At 66.0% G+C, this 15,042-nt stretch carries 19 protein-coding genes; 12 read left to right on the forward strand and 7 right to left on the reverse strand.

The genetic code is table 11. From position 1 onward, the window contains the following. Positions 1-14 precede the first annotated feature (14 nt). Complete coding sequence (locus F6X62_RS13985) at positions 15-833, reverse strand: ABC transporter substrate-binding protein (RefSeq protein WP_112898480.1); 819 nt, start codon at positions 831-833, stop codon at positions 15-17. 347 nt (positions 834-1,180) lie between these two features. On the opposite strand from F6X62_RS13985, the gene F6X62_RS13990 reads away from it, so the two are divergent. Next, on the forward strand, positions 1,181-2,044 hold the full coding sequence (locus tag F6X62_RS13990; RefSeq protein ID WP_153773906.1) for a sensor domain-containing diguanylate cyclase: 864 nt from the start codon (positions 1,181-1,183) through the stop codon (positions 2,042-2,044). A gap of 89 nt (positions 2,045-2,133) precedes the next feature. Further along, positions 2,134-2,922: a carbon-nitrogen hydrolase family protein gene (locus F6X62_RS13995; protein WP_153773876.1), complete on the forward strand. Its 789-nt coding sequence runs from the start codon at positions 2,134-2,136 to the stop codon at positions 2,920-2,922. Positions 2,923-2,963: 41 nt separating this feature from the next. On the opposite strand, the gene F6X62_RS14000 is transcribed toward F6X62_RS13995, so the two are convergent. Continuing rightward, positions 2,964-3,746, reverse strand: a complete 783-nt coding sequence (locus tag F6X62_RS14000; RefSeq protein WP_153773877.1) for an NAD(P)H-dependent oxidoreductase — start codon at positions 3,744-3,746, stop codon at positions 2,964-2,966. Between the two features lie 85 nt (positions 3,747-3,831). Between F6X62_RS14000 and F6X62_RS14005 the strand changes: the two genes are divergently transcribed. Beyond that, positions 3,832-4,737: a LysR family transcriptional regulator gene (locus F6X62_RS14005; RefSeq protein WP_153773878.1), complete on the forward strand. Its 906-nt coding sequence runs from the start codon at positions 3,832-3,834 to the stop codon at positions 4,735-4,737. On the opposite strand, the gene F6X62_RS14010 is transcribed toward F6X62_RS14005, so the two are convergent. After that, positions 4,734-5,636, reverse strand: coding sequence for a LysR family transcriptional regulator (locus F6X62_RS14010; protein ID WP_153773879.1), 903 nt, complete (start codon positions 5,634-5,636; stop codon positions 4,734-4,736). The two genes, F6X62_RS14005 and F6X62_RS14010, sit on opposite strands and share 4 nt — an antisense overlap. A gap of 120 nt (positions 5,637-5,756) precedes the next feature. Between F6X62_RS14010 and F6X62_RS14015 the strand changes: the two genes are divergently transcribed. The 5 genes from F6X62_RS14015 (at position 5,757) to F6X62_RS14035 (ending at position 9,296) form a co-directional block, all read left to right on the forward strand. After that, positions 5,757-6,191, forward strand: coding sequence for a GFA family protein (locus F6X62_RS14015; RefSeq protein ID WP_153773880.1), 435 nt, complete (start codon positions 5,757-5,759; stop codon positions 6,189-6,191). A 171-nt stretch (positions 6,192-6,362) separates the two neighbouring features. Then, positions 6,363-7,352 carry an aliphatic sulfonate ABC transporter substrate-binding protein gene (locus F6X62_RS14020; RefSeq protein ID WP_153773881.1) on the forward strand — a complete coding sequence of 330 codons (990 nt, stop codon included), beginning with the start codon at positions 6,363-6,365 and terminating at the stop codon, positions 7,350-7,352. Then, positions 7,349-8,179, forward strand: coding sequence for an ABC transporter permease (locus tag F6X62_RS14025; RefSeq protein ID WP_153773882.1), 831 nt, complete (start codon positions 7,349-7,351; stop codon positions 8,177-8,179). The genes F6X62_RS14020 and F6X62_RS14025 overlap by 4 nt, the downstream gene beginning before the upstream one ends. Positions 8,180-8,183: 4 nt before the next feature. Then, positions 8,184-8,927 (forward strand): ABC transporter ATP-binding protein, encoded by a 744-nt coding sequence (locus F6X62_RS14030; protein WP_153773883.1) that lies wholly within the window; start codon positions 8,184-8,186, stop codon positions 8,925-8,927. A gap of 117 nt (positions 8,928-9,044) precedes the next feature. Further along, the gene (locus F6X62_RS14035) at positions 9,045-9,296 is read left to right on the forward strand and encodes a hypothetical protein (protein WP_054891461.1); all 252 of its coding nucleotides are present in this window, start codon (positions 9,045-9,047) and stop codon (positions 9,294-9,296) included. On the opposite strand, the gene F6X62_RS14040 is transcribed toward F6X62_RS14035, so the two are convergent. After that, a complete protein-coding gene (locus F6X62_RS14040; protein WP_153773884.1) occupies positions 9,297-9,785 on the reverse strand; it encodes a helix-turn-helix domain-containing protein in 489 nt (162 codons plus the stop codon). A gap of 112 nt (positions 9,786-9,897) precedes the next feature. On the opposite strand from F6X62_RS14040, the gene fabF reads away from it, so the two are divergent. Together fabF and F6X62_RS14050 are read left to right on the forward strand one after the other, a co-directional pair. After that, a complete protein-coding gene (gene fabF / locus F6X62_RS14045) occupies positions 9,898-11,169 on the forward strand; it encodes a beta-ketoacyl-ACP synthase II (RefSeq protein ID WP_153773885.1) in 1,272 nt (423 codons plus the stop codon). A 69-nt stretch (positions 11,170-11,238) separates the two neighbouring features. Beyond that, the gene (locus F6X62_RS14050) at positions 11,239-11,706 is read left to right on the forward strand and encodes a RidA family protein (protein WP_153773886.1); all 468 of its coding nucleotides are present in this window, start codon (positions 11,239-11,241) and stop codon (positions 11,704-11,706) included. A gap of 26 nt (positions 11,707-11,732) precedes the next feature. Here F6X62_RS14050 and F6X62_RS14055 read toward each other — a convergent pair whose 3' ends face one another. Next, positions 11,733-12,212: an isochorismatase family protein gene (locus F6X62_RS14055; protein ID WP_054891465.1), complete on the reverse strand. Its 480-nt coding sequence runs from the start codon at positions 12,210-12,212 to the stop codon at positions 11,733-11,735. Positions 12,213-12,395: 183 nt separating this feature from the next. On the opposite strand from F6X62_RS14055, the gene F6X62_RS14060 reads away from it, so the two are divergent. Further along, on the forward strand, positions 12,396-12,749 hold the full coding sequence (locus F6X62_RS14060) for a VOC family protein (RefSeq protein ID WP_153773887.1): 354 nt from the start codon (positions 12,396-12,398) through the stop codon (positions 12,747-12,749). Between the two features lie 6 nt (positions 12,750-12,755). Here the strand turns inward: F6X62_RS14060 and F6X62_RS14065 are convergent, their stop codons facing one another. Continuing rightward, a complete protein-coding gene (locus F6X62_RS14065) occupies positions 12,756-13,538 on the reverse strand; it encodes an SDR family oxidoreductase (RefSeq protein WP_153773888.1) in 783 nt (260 codons plus the stop codon). Between the two features lie 68 nt (positions 13,539-13,606). On the opposite strand from F6X62_RS14065, the gene F6X62_RS14070 reads away from it, so the two are divergent. Next, entirely contained in the window at positions 13,607-14,521 is a 915-nt protein-coding gene (locus tag F6X62_RS14070; protein ID WP_153773889.1) for a LysR family transcriptional regulator, read from the forward strand. A gap of 134 nt (positions 14,522-14,655) precedes the next feature. Here the strand turns inward: F6X62_RS14070 and F6X62_RS14075 are convergent, their stop codons facing one another. Further along, a complete protein-coding gene (locus tag F6X62_RS14075) occupies positions 14,656-14,967 on the reverse strand; it encodes a c-type cytochrome (protein WP_197890981.1) in 312 nt (103 codons plus the stop codon). Between the last annotated feature and the right edge of the window lie 75 nt (positions 14,968-15,042).

The following is a 15,042-nucleotide window of genomic DNA, read 5'->3' on the forward strand; positions in this document are numbered from 1 at the left end:
CCACACCGCCCTGGTCAAGGCGCCGCCACGTTCTCCTGCTGTTGGCGCCAAAGCGCCAGGTTTCGTGCAACCAGGCGCTGCGGCAGATCGCTGGACACGATTTCCCTCATCTTCGCGGCCAGTTGCTCACGCAACTGTGGCCGGTTGCACGGCGAGTCGTGGGACATCGCCAGGTACAGCCCCTCGCTGGACACCGGAGGCTCGAGCACCTGCACCTGCTCGTCCACCTTCAGCACGCGCGCCAGGGCCATGCCTGGAAACTGCTCGAAGATCACATAGTCACTACGCTTGTGCAGCAGCTTCTCGAACGCCTGCCTGGCGCCGGGCACTGCCTCCAGGTTGAGGTTGGTCCGGGCGAACTCGTCGAACTGCTCGCCATGGCTGTTGTTGACCAGTACCCCACCCTTGAGCCCGCGCAGATCGTCCCAGCCTTTATAGGCGAAAGCGCTGTCGCTGCGCACCCAGACCACGCTTGGGGTGTGCAGGAACGGCGGCTCGATGAAGTTCACCTCGTTCTGCCGCGCGCGGGTCAGGAAGTAGCCCGCCAGAAGATCGACCCGCCCGGTACGCACTTCTTCCTGGGCGCGTCCCCAGGGCCCGGAATATTTCACTTCCACATCCAGCCCCAGCTCACCTGCCATGTACTTGAGCAGATCGGCATTGGCCCCGACGAGGTGCTGCGGGTCCTGCGGGTCACGCCACAGGTAAGGTGGATACTCGGGGTTGCCGGTGGCGGTCAGGCGCGTGCAGTCATCGACCGCCAGCGCCACCTGCGGCAATACCGCGAAGGTCAGCGACAGCAGCAAGGCCCGACAGGAACGGCGCTCGATCATTGATGGCCCTCGTCTGAATAGAACAGCAGGGAAAAAGCGATGACTGACCGACAGGCGACATGAACAGCGACAGGCTTAACACAGTCTGGACCAGAAACCGTGAGCTGCCAGCAATGGCGGCTGCAAGATGCCATTCGTCGGCGCATCATGCCATCACCGAACCCGTTCGGCTGCGCCTGCGACTATTTTTCACCGCCCTGCTGGCCATAACGGCCATACCCTGTAGGCTGTGCTGTGGCCGCGAACGATCGGCCGGTACCGCCCGGGTGCCGGGCGCGCGCAGGATGACTCGTCGGCCCTTCTGCGATCTGGCCCTGATCGAGCCTTATGACCCGGACACCCGCACCATGCCCGTCGACCTGCAAGCGCTCTATCCCAAGTTGATCCACCTGATGCTCGACACCGTCTTCGTGGTCGACCAGGACGACCAGATCGTGTTCGTCAGCGATGCCTGCCAAGCGCTGCTGGGCTACCGCGCCGAGGAGCTCATCGGCACGCCGATCACGCATTACATGCACCCCGACGACCTGCCCGCCACTCGGGCCTCGATCGTCCGGGTCATGTCCGGCCAGGCGCATTTCGATTTTCGCAACCGCTACATCCGCAAGGATGGCGGTGTCGTCCATATCCTCTGGGCGGCGTTCTGGTCAGAAGAGGTCGGCGCACGCATCGGCGTGGCGCGCAACGTCACCGCCCTCACCGAGGCCGAAGAAGAGCTGCGCTTTCTCGCCCACCACGACCCGCTGACCCGGCTGGCCAATCGCGCCCTGTTCAACAGCCGCCTGGACGCTGCGTTGAAGGCGGCGCAGCAGCACGGCGATACCCTGGCGCTGCTATTCGTCGACATCGACGACTTCAAGGAAATCAACGACACCCACGGCCACAGTGCCGGCGACCGCGTGCTGCGCCTGGTGGCCCAGCGCCTGGAGCGCTGTGCCGGCGCGCATGCCACGGTAGCGCGGGTGGGCGGCGACGAGTTCGCCATCCTGCTCACCGACCTGCCGTCGCGCAGCGCCGTATTCGACAAGGTCACACAGATCCTGGCCGTCATGGTCGAGCCGCTGGATGCCGACTTCGGCGGCCTCGCCATGCCGACCTGCAGCATCGGCGTCGCCTGCTACCCCGCCGACGGGCGCGATGCCGATGCCCTGCTCAGCCATGCTGACGGCGAGATGTACCGGGTCAAGCGACGTCGGTCGCAAGCGGGTTGAGACACTGACTCAAGCGCAAGAATCTGCAAGTGCTTCTTCTGCTCGTTGCCTAGACTGGCCGCACCCGCCCAGCCCCTCGAGGTTTGCAGATGTCCCTGATCACCGTGGCCTACGCCCAATGGCCAGAAGGCCTGACCCCTGACAGTCCGCAGTGGCAACAGATCGCCGAGCAGGTCCGTGCCGCCGAGGCCGATCTGCTGATCACCAACGAAATGCCCTTCGGCCCCTGGCTGGCCGAGCACGCCACCTTCGACACTCAGGCTGCGCAGCACAGTGTGGCCCTGCATGAATCCGCCCTCGACGCCCTGGCCAGGCTCGACGTACCTGCCGTGCTGTCGAGCAGGCCGCTGCTCGCGGACGGGCGCCTGGTCAACGAAGCCTTCGTGCTGGATACCACAGGCTACCGCTTCGTCCACCAGAAACACTTCTTCCCCGAGGAGCCGGGCTTTCATGAGCAGACCTGGTTCACCACTGTCGAGCAGGGGTTCGACGTGATCGAGGTGGGCAAGCTCAAGCTCGGTGTGCTGCTGTGTACCGAGTTGATGTTCAATGAACGCGCCCGCCACTATGGACGCGACGGTGCCGACCTGATCGTCGTCCCCCGCGCCTCCGGCACCGACCATCGCTACTGGGATTGCGCCGCGGGCATGGCCGCGATCGTTTCCGGCGCCTACGTGATCAGCGCCAACCGCACCGGGCAGGCTGCACAGGGTCAGCGCTTTGGCGGCCACGGCATGGCGTACTCCCCCGCGGGCCTGCCACTGGCCGTCGCCGCCAAGGCTGACGACCACGCCTTGTTGCAGGTTGTACGGATTGACCTGGAGCAGGCTCGGCGGCAGAAATACGAGTACCCGTGTTATCTGCAGAATGTCGATTGAAATCCCGGGCCTTCGCACACGGGATACAAATACTTGCATATTCAATCGCCACGCAAATGAACCCCCAACCCCTCCTCCCCCGGCGCCAGTTCCGGCCTCAAGGTCAACTCGGGAATCAGGTAGTCGCCGCCATTCTGGCGCCGATATGGGATCGGTGTATCGACCCACAAATCATCGAGGCGCCGCTCCAGTTGCATGCAGGCATCGGCGAATGCTGCATCGTCGATGCGGCTGGTGCGATGGAGCACGAACGGCGGCAGCACCTCGAACCCTGGATAGAACAGGATGCCGTGCTGGATGGGGAACAGGATCGCCTCCAGTGGGCCATTGATGCCCCGCGGCGCGTAGTGCGAGGCCCAGCCACCGGTCGTGACCATCAGCATGGCGCGCTTGCCGGCCATGCTGCCTTCACCGTAGCGGTCACCCCAGTGCTGGTCGGAATGCTCGCCCACGCCGTAGGCGAAGCCATAGGCATAGACCCGTTCGACCCAGCCCTTGAGGATTGCCGGCAGGCCGAACCACCACAGCGGGAACTGCAGGATCACCGCATCGGCCCAGCGCAGTTTCTCCTGCTCCAGGGCGATGTCGGCACTCTGCGTGCCATCGGCGAAAGCCTGGCGTGAATCTTCCGAAACCCGAAAGCGCACGCCGGGTTGGCCGGCGGTATTGTCGCTGGCATCGATCAGCGGCTTGAAGGCCATGGCGTAGAGGTCCGAAACCTGCACGACGTGACCTTGGCGCTGCAGGTGCGCAACCGCATGGTCCTTGAGCGAGCCGTTGAGCGAGCGGGGTTCAGGGTGGGCGTAGACGATCAGCACATTCATGGTGGCACTCCGTAAAGGGATGCGGGCCATGATGGGCGGCCGCACGGTATAGTAGAAATGAATATCCACTATTCCAGGTATTGCCTTGCACGATTCCCTGCGTCGCCTCGACCTCAACCTGCTGGTGACCCTCGACGCCCTGCTCAGCGAGCACAATGTGACACGCGCGGCGCAGCGCCTGCATCTGGCACAACCGACCGTCAGCGTGCAGCTGGCGCGGCTGCGCGAGCTGCTTGAAGACCCGCTGCTGCTACCCGGACCGAGGGGCATGCGCCCGACCGCGCGGGCAGACGCCTTGCGCGCACCGTTGCGCCAGGCGCTGGAGGCGTTGCAGCTTGCCATCGCTGCGCCGCACCCCTTCGACCCGGCCGCCGCCCGCCAGACCTGGCGCGTGGCCGCCACCGACTACAGTGCCTCGACCATCCTGCTGCCCGCCCTGGCCAGGCTACGCAGCGCCGCCCCGGGCACACGCCTGGCGGTGCTCGACCTGCAGCCTTCGGCCCTGCTCCGCCAGGCCGAGCTCGGCGAGATCGACATGGCCTTTCACATTGCCCGGCAGGTGCCGGCAGAGCTGCGCCAGCGCAGCCTGTTCGTCGAGCGCTACGTGCTGGTCGGCCGAGTCGAACATCCAGGGCTCAGGCGCAAGCCGACACTCAAGCAGTTCTGTGCGCTGGAGCAGGTGATCGTCTCACCCGACGGCGGCGGCTTCCATGGCCCTACGGACGCCGCGCTAGCCGCGCAAGGGCTCGCGCGCAACGTGGTGCTGTCGGTGCCGCATTTCATGCTGCTGGCGGCGATGCTGGTCGGCTCGGACCTGGTAGCCATGCTTCCGCAGCGGCTGGTGGTCAGCGACCCCAGGCTCAAGGTGGTAGAGGCGCCCCTGGCGGTGCAGGGATTCGAGATGCTGATGCTGTGGCCGGAGCGGGTACATCGGGACCCAGGGCATCGCTGGCTGCGGCAGGTTATTGTCGATGCCCTGCAGCAGAACTAGTTGACACGCGGGGCGGCCAGAAACGCCGACAGCGCCGCCCCCAGCGCCTCGAACACCAGGCCAATCCGCCGAACCCGTCGCAGATCGCCGTGCATTGCCACCCAGACATCCACCGAAAATGCCACGGCCTGCGGCAACACCCTCACCAGCCCATGCCGCCGCGCCAGTTGCTCGGCACACACCCCAACCCCCACACCAGCCCTGAGTGCCGCGAACTGGGCGAGGTGATCGTCGGTGCGCAGCGCCATGCGTTCCGGCACACAGACAAAGCCGTTCTGCTCGAGAAACATCACTTCAGCAAGGTTGCGATCAGGCCCGATCAGCGGATAGCGCGCAAGGTCTGCATGGGTGTTCGGCACGCCATGGCGCAGCAGCAGCTCAGGGGTCGCATACAGGCCTATCCGCAGGTCCCCCACATGCCGGGTGACCACTGCCGCCTCGGTAGGCCTGCGAATCCGCACCGCCACGTCAGACTCCTGCAGTGCCAGGGCCTCAAGCCGGTTCGAGATGCTCAGCTCCAGTGTCAGCTCCGGCCGGGCCGTGCGGATCTCACCCAGCATCGCCGGCAGCACCTCCACCCCCAGCAACTGATTGCTGGTGACGCGCACCGTGCCTCCCGGCACCTGGGCCTCGGCAGACGCGGCGCGGGCAAAGGCTTCCGCTGCCAGGGCCATGGACTCGACATGGCCGATCAGCTCCTTCGCCGTTTCCGTGGCCATCAAGCCTGCCGGCGAGCGCACGAACAGGCTCATGCCCACGCTCTGCTCCAGCGCGTCGATACGCCGACGCGCGGTGGCCTGGGCAATGCCCAGCATGCGCGCGGCGGCAGAGAGGCTGCCCGTGCGCAAGACCGCCAGGAACACGCGCTGGGTTTCCCATTGCAGTTGAGGGGTGTTCATACATTTCCTATGAGCAGCTCGGCAGGTTTGATCAGTTTTAATCAGGCTGATACTCGCGCATGCTTCACGTATCCAGGCCGTTCGTCAAACGGCCTGCCATACCGACACGAGGTCCGTTGCATGAAGATTCAAGGTGGGTGCCGTTGCGGGCAGGTGACGTTGGAATCCGATCACCCCGCGATCATGACCAGCGCCTGTCATTGCACGGGCTGCCAGAAGATGTCGGGCAGTGCGTTCTCGCTGACGGCGCTGTTCCCAGCCGAAGGGTTCAGGGTCACGCGCGGGGCGCCGGTGCCTGGAGGTCTTCGGGGCGCAACCCGTCATGAGTTCTGCCCCCACTGCATGAGCTGGCTGTTCACCCGGCCCGCCGGTAACGACGCGGTCGTGGGCGTGCGCAGCAGCCTGCTGGAAAACCCGCAGCACTACGCACCGTTCATGGAAACCTGGACACAGGAGAAGCTGCCATGGGCCTGTACCGGTGCTGTCGTCAGCTTCGAAGGCTTTCCCGACCCACAGGATTATCCGGCGTTGATGGCACGGTTCGCGCAGCGCTGACCGGCTGCCAAAGCCTCAACTGTTCGCCCTGCAACAGCAGGGCAACACTTTGCCCGACTCAGCACAGCTGTCAGCCCTGATTTGCGCGCCCATCTGCGCAAAACCAGGGCCTGGCGAGATGGCACGCTGCCTGCAACCGGTCCTGATCCCTCTTCTCGACTGGATCGCCCCATGCGTCTGTTTGCCCAAGCCCTGCCCAGCGCCCTGAAGTCGCTGTCTATTGCCGGCCTCGTTGCCCTGGCCTTCAATCCCGTCGCCCACGCCGAAACCGCGCCCAAGGAAGTCCGCCTGGACTACGCCTACTACTCCCCCGTAAGCCTGGTGCTCAAGCATTTCGGGTGGTTGGAAAAAGCCCTGCCTGACTCCAAGGTCACCTGGGTGTTCAGCCAGGGCAGCAACCGCTCGCTGGAATACCTCAACAGCGGCGGTGCCGACTTCGGCTCTTCGGCCAGCCTCTCGGCGGTGCTGGCCCGGGCCAACGGCAGCCCGATCAAGTCGGTGTACGTCTACAGCCGCGCCGAATGGACCGCGCTGGTGGTGGCCAAGGACTCGCCGCTGAAGACACTTGATGACCTCAAGGGCAAGAAGATCGCCGCCACCAAAGGTACCGACCCGTACCTGTTCACCCTGCGTGCACTGGAAAAGGCCGGGCTGAAAAAGGATGACGTCGAGCTCTTGCACCTGCAGCACCCTGATGGCCGCACCGCACTGGAGAAAGGCGATGTCGATGCCTGGGCCGGCCTCGATCCGCACATGGCCGCCAGCGAACTGCAAGCCGGCTCACGCCTGCTGTACCGCAACAAGGACTTCAACAGCTATGGCGTGGTCAGTGTCACCGAGACCTTCGCCAAGCAGCATCCACAAACCATCGCCACGGTCATCAAGGCCTACGAGCAGGCACGCCACTGGGCAGCCGCACACCCGGACGAGTTCGCCCGCCTGCTGGCCGATGAGTCCAAGCTCCCGCTGGATGTGGCCAAGCTGCAGCTGTCGCGTACCGACCTCTCGGCGCCACAACTGACCGAACAGGACGTAGCAGCCTCCAAGGCCGTGGCGCCGATCCTGGTGTCGGAGGAGCTGGTCAAGCGTGGCGCCGACGTCAACGCCGTGATCGACCAGTTGATCGACCCGTCCTTCGGCAAGGCCAGCATCGAGCGATGAGCCTCTCCACGCACACTCGCAGCGTGAGCGCGCCGGCGCCCGCCACTGCCGCCTCGCCCTGGCCACGTCGGCTCAAGGGCCTGGCGCTGCCTCTGGCGATCATCCTGCTGCTGGAGGCCGTCGTGCGCCTGGGCTGGATCGCTTCCTACCAGATGCCCGCCCCCAGCGAAGTGGCGCAGACCCTGGTGCAACTGGCCGACGGCGCGCTGTGGAAACACATCGGTGCCAGCCTGTCGCGGGTGTTGGCCGGCTTTGCCATCGGCGCCGCCCTGGGGCTGCTGTTCGCCGCCTGGGTAGGCCTGAGCCGTGAGGCGGAGGCCTGGCTGGAACCGACTTTCGCCAGCCTGAGGGCGATCCCGAGCCTGGCCTGGGTGCCGCTGTTGCTGCTGTGGCTGGGCATCGGCGAGACCTCCAAGGTGACACTGATCGCCATCGGCGCGTTCTTCCCGGTGTACCTGAACGGCGTGGCCGCGATCCGCAACATCGACCGCAAGCTGGTCGAGGTCGGGCGCATGTACGGCTTCGGCCCATTGCGCCTGGCCCGGCGCATCCTGCTGCCGGCTGCGATACCCGGCGTATTCACCGGCCTGCGCAGCGCCCTGAGCCTGAGCTGGATGTTTCTCGTCGCCGCCGAGCTGATCGCCGCCACCCGTGGCCTGGGCTATTTGCTCAGCGACGGCCGGGAGACTTCACGACCGGACCTGGTGCTCGCGGCGATCATTGTCCTGGCCCTGCTCGGCAAACTCAGCGATGGCCTGTTGGCCGGGCTGGAACAGCGCTGGCTGAACTGGCGCGACACCTTCGACGGCACGGACCGAGGAGCCTGAATCCATGAACCAACCCTTGCGCGTTGCCGCACCGACACCTGCACCCTTGCTCGACCTGCGCGTCGAGCACAAGGCATTCGGTGCCACTGCGGTACTGGGGGCGGTCGAGCTGCAACTGCAACCCGGCGAGATCGTCAGCCTGCTGGGCCCCAGTGGCTGCGGCAAAAGCACCCTGCTGCGCCTGGTGGCGCAACTGGACCGCGACTTCGTTGGCCGTCTGCAGCAACGACCGGAACAGGTCGGTTTCGTGTTCCAGGAGCCGCGCCTGATGCCCTGGTTGAGCGTGGCCGACAATATCGGCTTCAGTGAGGACCGGCGCTACGACCGTGCCCGGGTCAACGGCCTGATCGACGAGGTGGGCCTGGGCGGCTTCGCCGATGCGCTGCCCAAGGCGCTGTCCGGCGGCATGGCCCAGCGCGTGGCCATTGCCCGCGGGCTGTACGGCCAACCACAACTGCTGTTGCTCGACGAGCCGTTCAGCGCCGTGGATGCCTTCACCCGCTTCAAGCTGCAGGACCTGTTGCTGGACCTCGCACGCCGCCACCGCATCGCCCTGCTGGTGGTCACCCATGACGTGGACGAGGCGCTGTACCTGAGCGACCGCGTGCTGGTGATCGGCAACCGGCCGGGCACTGTCTGCCGCGAGCTGAGGGTCGGCCTCGGCTACCCGCGCGAACGCCAGGACGAACGCCTGGCCCGCCTGCGCGGCCAGGCGCTGGAAGCCCTGCACAGTGCGCGGGTGATCTGAGCCGGGCGCGTTCATCGATAGTGACTATCGAGCACGACGATTTCTGCCCGGCGGCCGTGCTCGATAACCTGTGTTCACCGACTCGCCAGACGAATCCTCGAACCAGGAAACCCGCCGATGAACGCCACCGCCCGCCTGCTGCTCGCTGCCCTGGCCGCCCTTGGTATCGCCGCACTTGCCGGCTGTGCCAGCCATCCCGAACAACGTCCCTACACTGCCGAGGAAACGCGCCAGTTGCAGCTCGAGGCGCTGCAACGCCGAGGCCTGTCGCAGCAGGAATACGAACATCAGCGCGCTGCAATCCTGCGTGCCGACCAGGTGGAAGTGGCCGGCGACGGCCTGCGCCAGGCACCTGCCCTGCGCGGCTGATCAGCCCTCGCGACTGCGCTGCAGCCGCGCCCGCATCCCCTCGCTGGCGCCAGGGCCCTGCGCCAGCTCGCACGCCGACCAGGGCACCACGCGCCCGGACTCCACGTCCACCATCATCGGCTGCAAGGCCTTGCCCGTGCCCTTTTCCACCACCTGCACACTGATGGCCTCAGGCGCAAAATGCCGATTACCCCAGGCGATCAGCGCATAGAGCACGCCCTGCAGGTCGCGCCCCCGAGCACTGGGCCGGTATTCGTGGCGTAGGGGCCGGGTGCTGTAGGCATGGCGCTCGAGCAGGCCGGCCTCCACCAGCGCATTGAGCCTGCGGGTCAACATGCTCGGAGCGATCTCCAGGCTCTTGGCGAAATCGTCGAAGCGGCTCAGGCCCTGCAAGGCATCGCGCATGATCAAAAGGCTCCACCACTCCCCCACGTGTTCAAGGCTCAGGGCGATAGGGCATTCGGAATCCACAAGCGTCTTGCGTTGCATCAGGCAGGCTCACCACGGGTCTGTGAAATATTCGGGCTGGATGTTACTTCTATAATGATAGTAACGTCTCTTGAGCTGAATAGTAGCAAACCTCCATGGGAGTTAGACCTTCATGAGCAAGCGTATCGTCGTTACCGGAATGGGAGCGGTCACACCGCTGGGGTGTGGCGTTGAGCGGGTCTGGGAACGCCTGCTGGCGGGGCGCTCGGGCATCGCGCAGTTGCCGGAATCGCTGATCGGCGACCTGGCGGTGCGCATCGGCGGCCAGGTGCCGGACCTGCAGCAGGACAGCGAGGCCGGCTTCGATCCCGACCGCATACTGCCAGCCAAGGAGCAGCGCAAGGTCGATCGTTTCATCCTGTTCGCCCTGGGCGCCGCACAGGAGGCCCTGGCGCAGGCCGGCTGGCAACCGCAAAGCGTCGAACAACAGGAACGCACGGCAACCATCATCGGTACCGGCGTGGGCGGCTTCCCGGCCATTGCCGAGGCCGTGCGCACCACCGACAGCAAAGGCCCACGCAAGTTGTCACCCTTCACCATTCCCTCCTTCCTAGGCAACCTGGCCGCCGGCCAGGTGTCGATCGCCCACGGGCTCAAAGGCCCACTGGGTACTCCGGTCACCGCGTGCGCGGCCGGGGTGCAGGCGATTGGCGACGCCGCGCGAATGATCCTGGCCGGTGAAGCGGACGTGGCGCTGTGCGGCGGCGCGGAGGCGGCCATTCATCGTGTCAGCCTGGCCGGCTTTGCCGCCGCGCGGGCCTTGTCGAGCGATTTCAACGAGCATCCGGAACAGGCCTCGCGCCCGTTCGACACCCGCCGCGACGGCTTCGTCATGGGCGAAGGCGCCGGCCTGCTGGTGATCGAAGAACTGCAGCATGCACTGGCACGCGGCGCCACGCCGCTGGCCGAGCTGGTGGGCTACGGCACCAGCGCCGACGCCTATCACATCACTTCGGGGCCGGAAGACGGCGACGGCGCGCGACGCGCCATGACCCTGGCCCTGCGCCAGGCCGGTATCCGTGCACAACAGGTCGGCCATCTCAATGCCCATGCCACCTCGACACCAGTGGGCGACAAGGGCGAGCTGGCAGCGATCAAGGCGGTGTTCGCCGACGTGCCCTCGCCGGTGATCAGTGCGACCAAGTCTGCCACCGGCCACTTGCTGGGCGCTGCCGGCGGTATCGAGGCGATCTTCACCGTGCTTGCCCTGCGCGACCAACAGGCGCCGGCCACGCTCAACCTGGTTGACCCTGACCCGGCTGCTGTCGGGCTGGACATTGCCGCAGGCCAGCCGCGGCCGCTGGATACCAAATATGCGCTGTCCAACGGCTTCGGTTTCGGTGGCGTCAATGCCAGCGTGATTTTCAAGCGCTGGGAGGGTTGAGCCACTGGTCGGCATGCGGGCGCTTGATTAGGCTTGGCCATCGCCTCGAACACACTGGGAGCAACACCGATGTCCAGAAACGACCGCTATGAAGCCGCTCTGCAGGCGCTGGGTTATTCGTTCAATGGCCCGCTGAAGATCGGCGGCGACTACGTGCCAGTGCTGCACTTGGGCGACCAGGTGTACATCAGTGGGCAAATCCCGCGGGTCAACGACACCGTGGTGCTCCCGGGGCGGGTGGGCCAGGACGTCAGCCTCGCCGAGGCGCAGACTGCCGCCAAGATCAGCACCCTGCGCTGCCTGAAGCTGCTGAGCGAAAGCCTGGGCTCGCTGGACGCGGTCAAGGGTATCGCGCGGATCAATGTATTCGTGCAGTCGGCGGCAGACTTCACCCAGCAGAGCGAAGTGGCCAACGGCGCCTCGGCGATCCTGCATGAAGTGCTGGGCGAGGCCGGCAAGCATACCCGCACTTCGGTGGGGGTGTATCAGTTGCCGAAGAATGCCGCGGTGGAGATTGACCTGATCGCGGTGGTGTAGGCGCAAGGGGCTGGCGTGCAGCCCCTTCAGCCTTGCAGCCCCTCGACCACCTGCGCCACCGTGGTCACCTGGCGAAAGTGATGGGTCCACAGCTCGATACCCAGCTTGCCCGAGCGGTCCAGTGAAGAGCCCACCGTCAGGTCAGTGATCAAGGTCGGGTTCAGCCCGGCATCGAACAGCGCAAAGCCGGCGGCCAGTACGCAGGTTTCGGTCTGCAGGCCGCAGACCAGCACGCGCTCCACGCCCAGTCGCTTGAGGTAGTCGATGGCCTCGGCGGTCTGCCCGTAGCCGTGCTTGACGAACACTTCGTCCGCCTCGACCAGGCTCTCGTCCTCGCGCGCCGGGTGCCAGCCGAGCTGCTGCTGGAACGGCGTGACCTGCTCGTCGTGCAACTCGACCGAGGCGATGGCGGGGAGTTTCGCGGCCAACGCGCGGATTCCGTCGATCAGCCACTCAGGAGGGCTGAAGGTGGACTGGACATCGACGATAAGCAAAGCCTGCCGCATGGGGTTCTCCGGGGGACGACATGAGGCGGCGGAGTATATCGTCCGTGGACGATCGTTGCAGGCCCTGGAGCTTGGGCAAGCCACGAGCAGGTGAGCCGGCGATACGCTGGGAGAGACCGTGATCAAGCCCCTGCGCTTGCGCTGATGCGCTAGACTGCGCGCTCCATCACGCAAGGAGGCCACATGGGTATTCGCGGACAGGATCGACAGATCGACAACATCGAGTTCAACGTCACCGACATCGGCCGCAGCAAGGCGTTCTATGGCGCAGTGTTCGGCTGGTCCTTCACCGACTACGGCCCCACCTATACCGAGTTCTCCGATGGCCGCCTGAGCGGCGGCTTCACCACTGGCGAAGCGGTACGACCCGGTGGCCCGCTGGTCATCCTCTACGCCGACGACCTTGAAGCCACCCAGCGACGTGCAGAAGCAGCAGGCGCGCGCATCAGCCGCGCCACCTTCGCCTTCCCTGGCGGCCGGCGCTTCCACTTCATCGACCCGGACGGCTACGAACTGGCCGTGTGGACCGCCTCGTAACGCGGTTCAAGCGGTAGGGACGGTGCCCCCATCCACCACGAACTCGGTGCCGGTCACCGCCGCAGCTGCTGGCGAGGCCACGAAGCCGATGACGTTGGCCACCTCCTTCGGGCTGGCGGGCCGACCCAGGGGGATGCCGCCCAAGGCCTGCATGATGATGCGCTTGCCGCCCTCGTAGTCGGTGCCCGCCTCGCTGGCCAGGCGCTCGGCCAGGGCTACCGAGGCCTCGGTCTCGATCCAGCCGGGCGCGACCCGCACCACGCGTACGCCCTTGGGTGCGACTTCCTTGGACAGGCTCTTGCTGTAGGTCGACAGCGCCGCCTTGGCCGCCGCATAGGCGGTGGTGGCTTCCGGCAGCGGCAGTTGGTGCTGGATCGAGGTGACGTGAACGATCACCCCGCCGCCCTGCGCCAGCATGCCGGGCAGCAAGACCCGATCCAGACGCACGGCGGGCAGCAGGTTGAGGTCCAGCTCCTGTTGCCAATGCGCCTCGCCCAAGGCGGCAAAGCCCCCGGCCGGTGCGCTGGAACCGCCCAGCACATGAACGATGACATCGACACCGCCCAGCTGCCGCTCGACCTCGCCCGCCAACTGCTCGCACCCCTCGAGGGTGGTCAGATCGGCTTTGACGAACGACGCCTGAGGGGCATCGACGGGCGCTGTGCGCGCGCAGGTCAGTACACGGGCGCCCAGCTCGAGGAACAGCTCGACCGTGGCCTTGCCCAGGCCTTTGGTGCCAGCGGTGACCAGTACGCGCTTGCCACGCAGGGTTTCTGATGGATGAATCATGGATATTCTCCGGTGGTAGCAACCTGGGTTGCGGATAGAATCGTGTTTTTGTCCGAACGAGCCGAACCATGGAGCGCGTCAGCCTCAACGACCTCGATGCCGTCCTCGCCATCGCCCGGCGCGCCAGTTTTCGCGCGGCGGCCATCGACCTGGGGATGTCCACCACTGCCCTGAGCAACGCCATCGGCAAGCTCGAGGCGAACCTTGGCGTGCGCCTGTTCAACCGCACCACGCGCAGCGTGTCCCTGACCGATGCCGGGCGCCTGTTCGTCGAGCACGTCGCCCCGGCGCTGGGCGAGGTGCAAGGCGCCCTGGAAGTGGTGCGCGCCCAGCGCGATCAGCCCAGTGGCATGCTGCGCATCAACGCTGCGGCGTTCGCCGCACGCGAGATCATCGGGCCGCTGGTACTGGAGTTCTTGCGGCGCTATCCGCAGATGCAGGTGGACCTGGTCACCGAGGGGCGCCTGGTGGACATCGTCGCCGATGGTTTCGACCTGGGCGTGCGAGTCGCCGACCTGGTGCCCAGCGACATGATCAGCCTTTCCCTCGGCCGGCCGCAGCGCTATGCCGTGGTCGCCTCCGCCGCCTACCTGGCCGCGCGGGGCACGCCAAGGCTGCCGGCCGACCTGCAGCGCCACAGTTGCGTCCGCGTGCGCCTGCCGGATGGCGCGCTGTTCCGCTGGCGGTTCGCCAACGGCAACAGCGCGCAGCAGATCGACGTACAGGGCCCCATCACTCTGGACGAGGCCAGCCTGGCACGTACTGCCGTCATGGCTGGCGTGGGCCTTGGTTACTTCATGGAACAGGACGTGCGCGAGGACATCGCGGCCGGGCGCCTGGTGCGTGTGCTGGACGACTGGACGCCACCGTTGCCGGGGCTGTGCCTGTACTACGCCGGGCGGCGCAATCCCTCGGCAGGCATGACCGCGTTTCTCGCACTGGCCCGGGAAATGGCGGAGCAGGCGTGCCGCGAGGGAGCGTGAGACAGGAACGTGCTGCATGGGCTGAAGGCCTCGCCGGGTGTCGGTGAGGCACAGGTTATGCGTTCAGGTCCGTCGCGATAAGCAGGACAGATCAGGATGATTCATTGCGAATTTCAGGATAGTGAACCCAGCTTTCAATGCTGTTCGAGAATCCACTGGGTAATGGCCTGCAAATCTTCCTCGCGGGCTTGCGACTGTGGCGGCATCGGCACCACTCCCCATTGCCCCCGGCTGCCCTGTCGGACGCTTTGCACCAACTGCCCGGCGTCCTTGCTGCCGTCGCGATAACGCGCAGCAATCTCTCGCCAGGACGGACCCACGGCCCGCGCATCCAATTGGTGGCAAGCGCTGCAGGCGTAGCGCTGCATCACGGTGGGCGGCTCGGCGAACACCCGAACACTGGCGAACAGCAGCAGCCCGGCTGCAATCACGGCACCTCGAGACATGGGCATGGTCCTGAAAACGATGGGGCGTCGAGGGTACCGGTTACACCGATCCTGCAACAGAGCAGGCTGCGCAAA

This window comes from Pseudomonas sp. MNR3A, assembly GCF_009650575.1.
GTDB classification, from domain to species: domain Bacteria; phylum Pseudomonadota; class Gammaproteobacteria; order Pseudomonadales; family Pseudomonadaceae; genus Aquipseudomonas; species Aquipseudomonas machongensis.

Bases quoted from the DNA above. Each gene is read 5' to 3' on its own strand.
- F6X62_RS14025 (WP_153773882.1), top strand. From the start codon at position 7,349: ATGAGCCTCTCCACGCACACTCGCAGCGTGAGCGCGCCGGCGCCCGCC.
- F6X62_RS14065 (WP_153773888.1), bottom strand. From the start codon at position 13,538: ATGATTCATCCATCAGAAACCCTGCGTGGCAAGCGCGTACTGGTCACC.
- F6X62_RS14060 (WP_153773887.1), top strand. From the start codon at position 12,396: ATGGGTATTCGCGGACAGGATCGACAGATCGACAACATCGAGTTCAAC.
- F6X62_RS14055 (WP_054891465.1), bottom strand. From the start codon at position 12,212: ATGCGGCAGGCTTTGCTTATCGTCGATGTCCAGTCCACCTTCAGCCCT.
- F6X62_RS14040 (WP_153773884.1), bottom strand. From the start codon at position 9,785: ATGCAACGCAAGACGCTTGTGGATTCCGAATGCCCTATCGCCCTGAGC.
- F6X62_RS14075 (WP_197890981.1), bottom strand. From the start codon at position 14,967: ATGTCTCGAGGTGCCGTGATTGCAGCCGGGCTGCTGCTGTTCGCCAGT.
- F6X62_RS14050 (WP_153773886.1), top strand. From the start codon at position 11,239: ATGTCCAGAAACGACCGCTATGAAGCCGCTCTGCAGGCGCTGGGTTAT.
- F6X62_RS14010 (WP_153773879.1), bottom strand. From the start codon at position 5,636: ATGAACACCCCTCAACTGCAATGGGAAACCCAGCGCGTGTTCCTGGCG.
- fabF (WP_153773885.1), top strand. From the start codon at position 9,898: ATGAGCAAGCGTATCGTCGTTACCGGAATGGGAGCGGTCACACCGCTG.
- F6X62_RS13995 (WP_153773876.1), top strand. From the start codon at position 2,134: ATGTCCCTGATCACCGTGGCCTACGCCCAATGGCCAGAAGGCCTGACC.
- F6X62_RS14015 (WP_153773880.1), top strand. From the start codon at position 5,757: ATGAAGATTCAAGGTGGGTGCCGTTGCGGGCAGGTGACGTTGGAATCC.
- F6X62_RS14070 (WP_153773889.1), top strand. From the start codon at position 13,607: ATGGAGCGCGTCAGCCTCAACGACCTCGATGCCGTCCTCGCCATCGCC.
- F6X62_RS14035 (WP_054891461.1), top strand. From the start codon at position 9,045: ATGAACGCCACCGCCCGCCTGCTGCTCGCTGCCCTGGCCGCCCTTGGT.
- F6X62_RS13985 (WP_112898480.1), bottom strand. From the start codon at position 833: ATGATCGAGCGCCGTTCCTGTCGGGCCTTGCTGCTGTCGCTGACCTTC.
- F6X62_RS14020 (WP_153773881.1), top strand. From the start codon at position 6,363: ATGCGTCTGTTTGCCCAAGCCCTGCCCAGCGCCCTGAAGTCGCTGTCT.
- F6X62_RS14000 (WP_153773877.1), bottom strand. From the start codon at position 3,746: ATGAATGTGCTGATCGTCTACGCCCACCCTGAACCCCGCTCGCTCAAC.
- F6X62_RS13990 (WP_153773906.1), top strand. From the start codon at position 1,181: ATGCCCGTCGACCTGCAAGCGCTCTATCCCAAGTTGATCCACCTGATG.
- F6X62_RS14030 (WP_153773883.1), top strand. From the start codon at position 8,184: ATGAACCAACCCTTGCGCGTTGCCGCACCGACACCTGCACCCTTGCTC.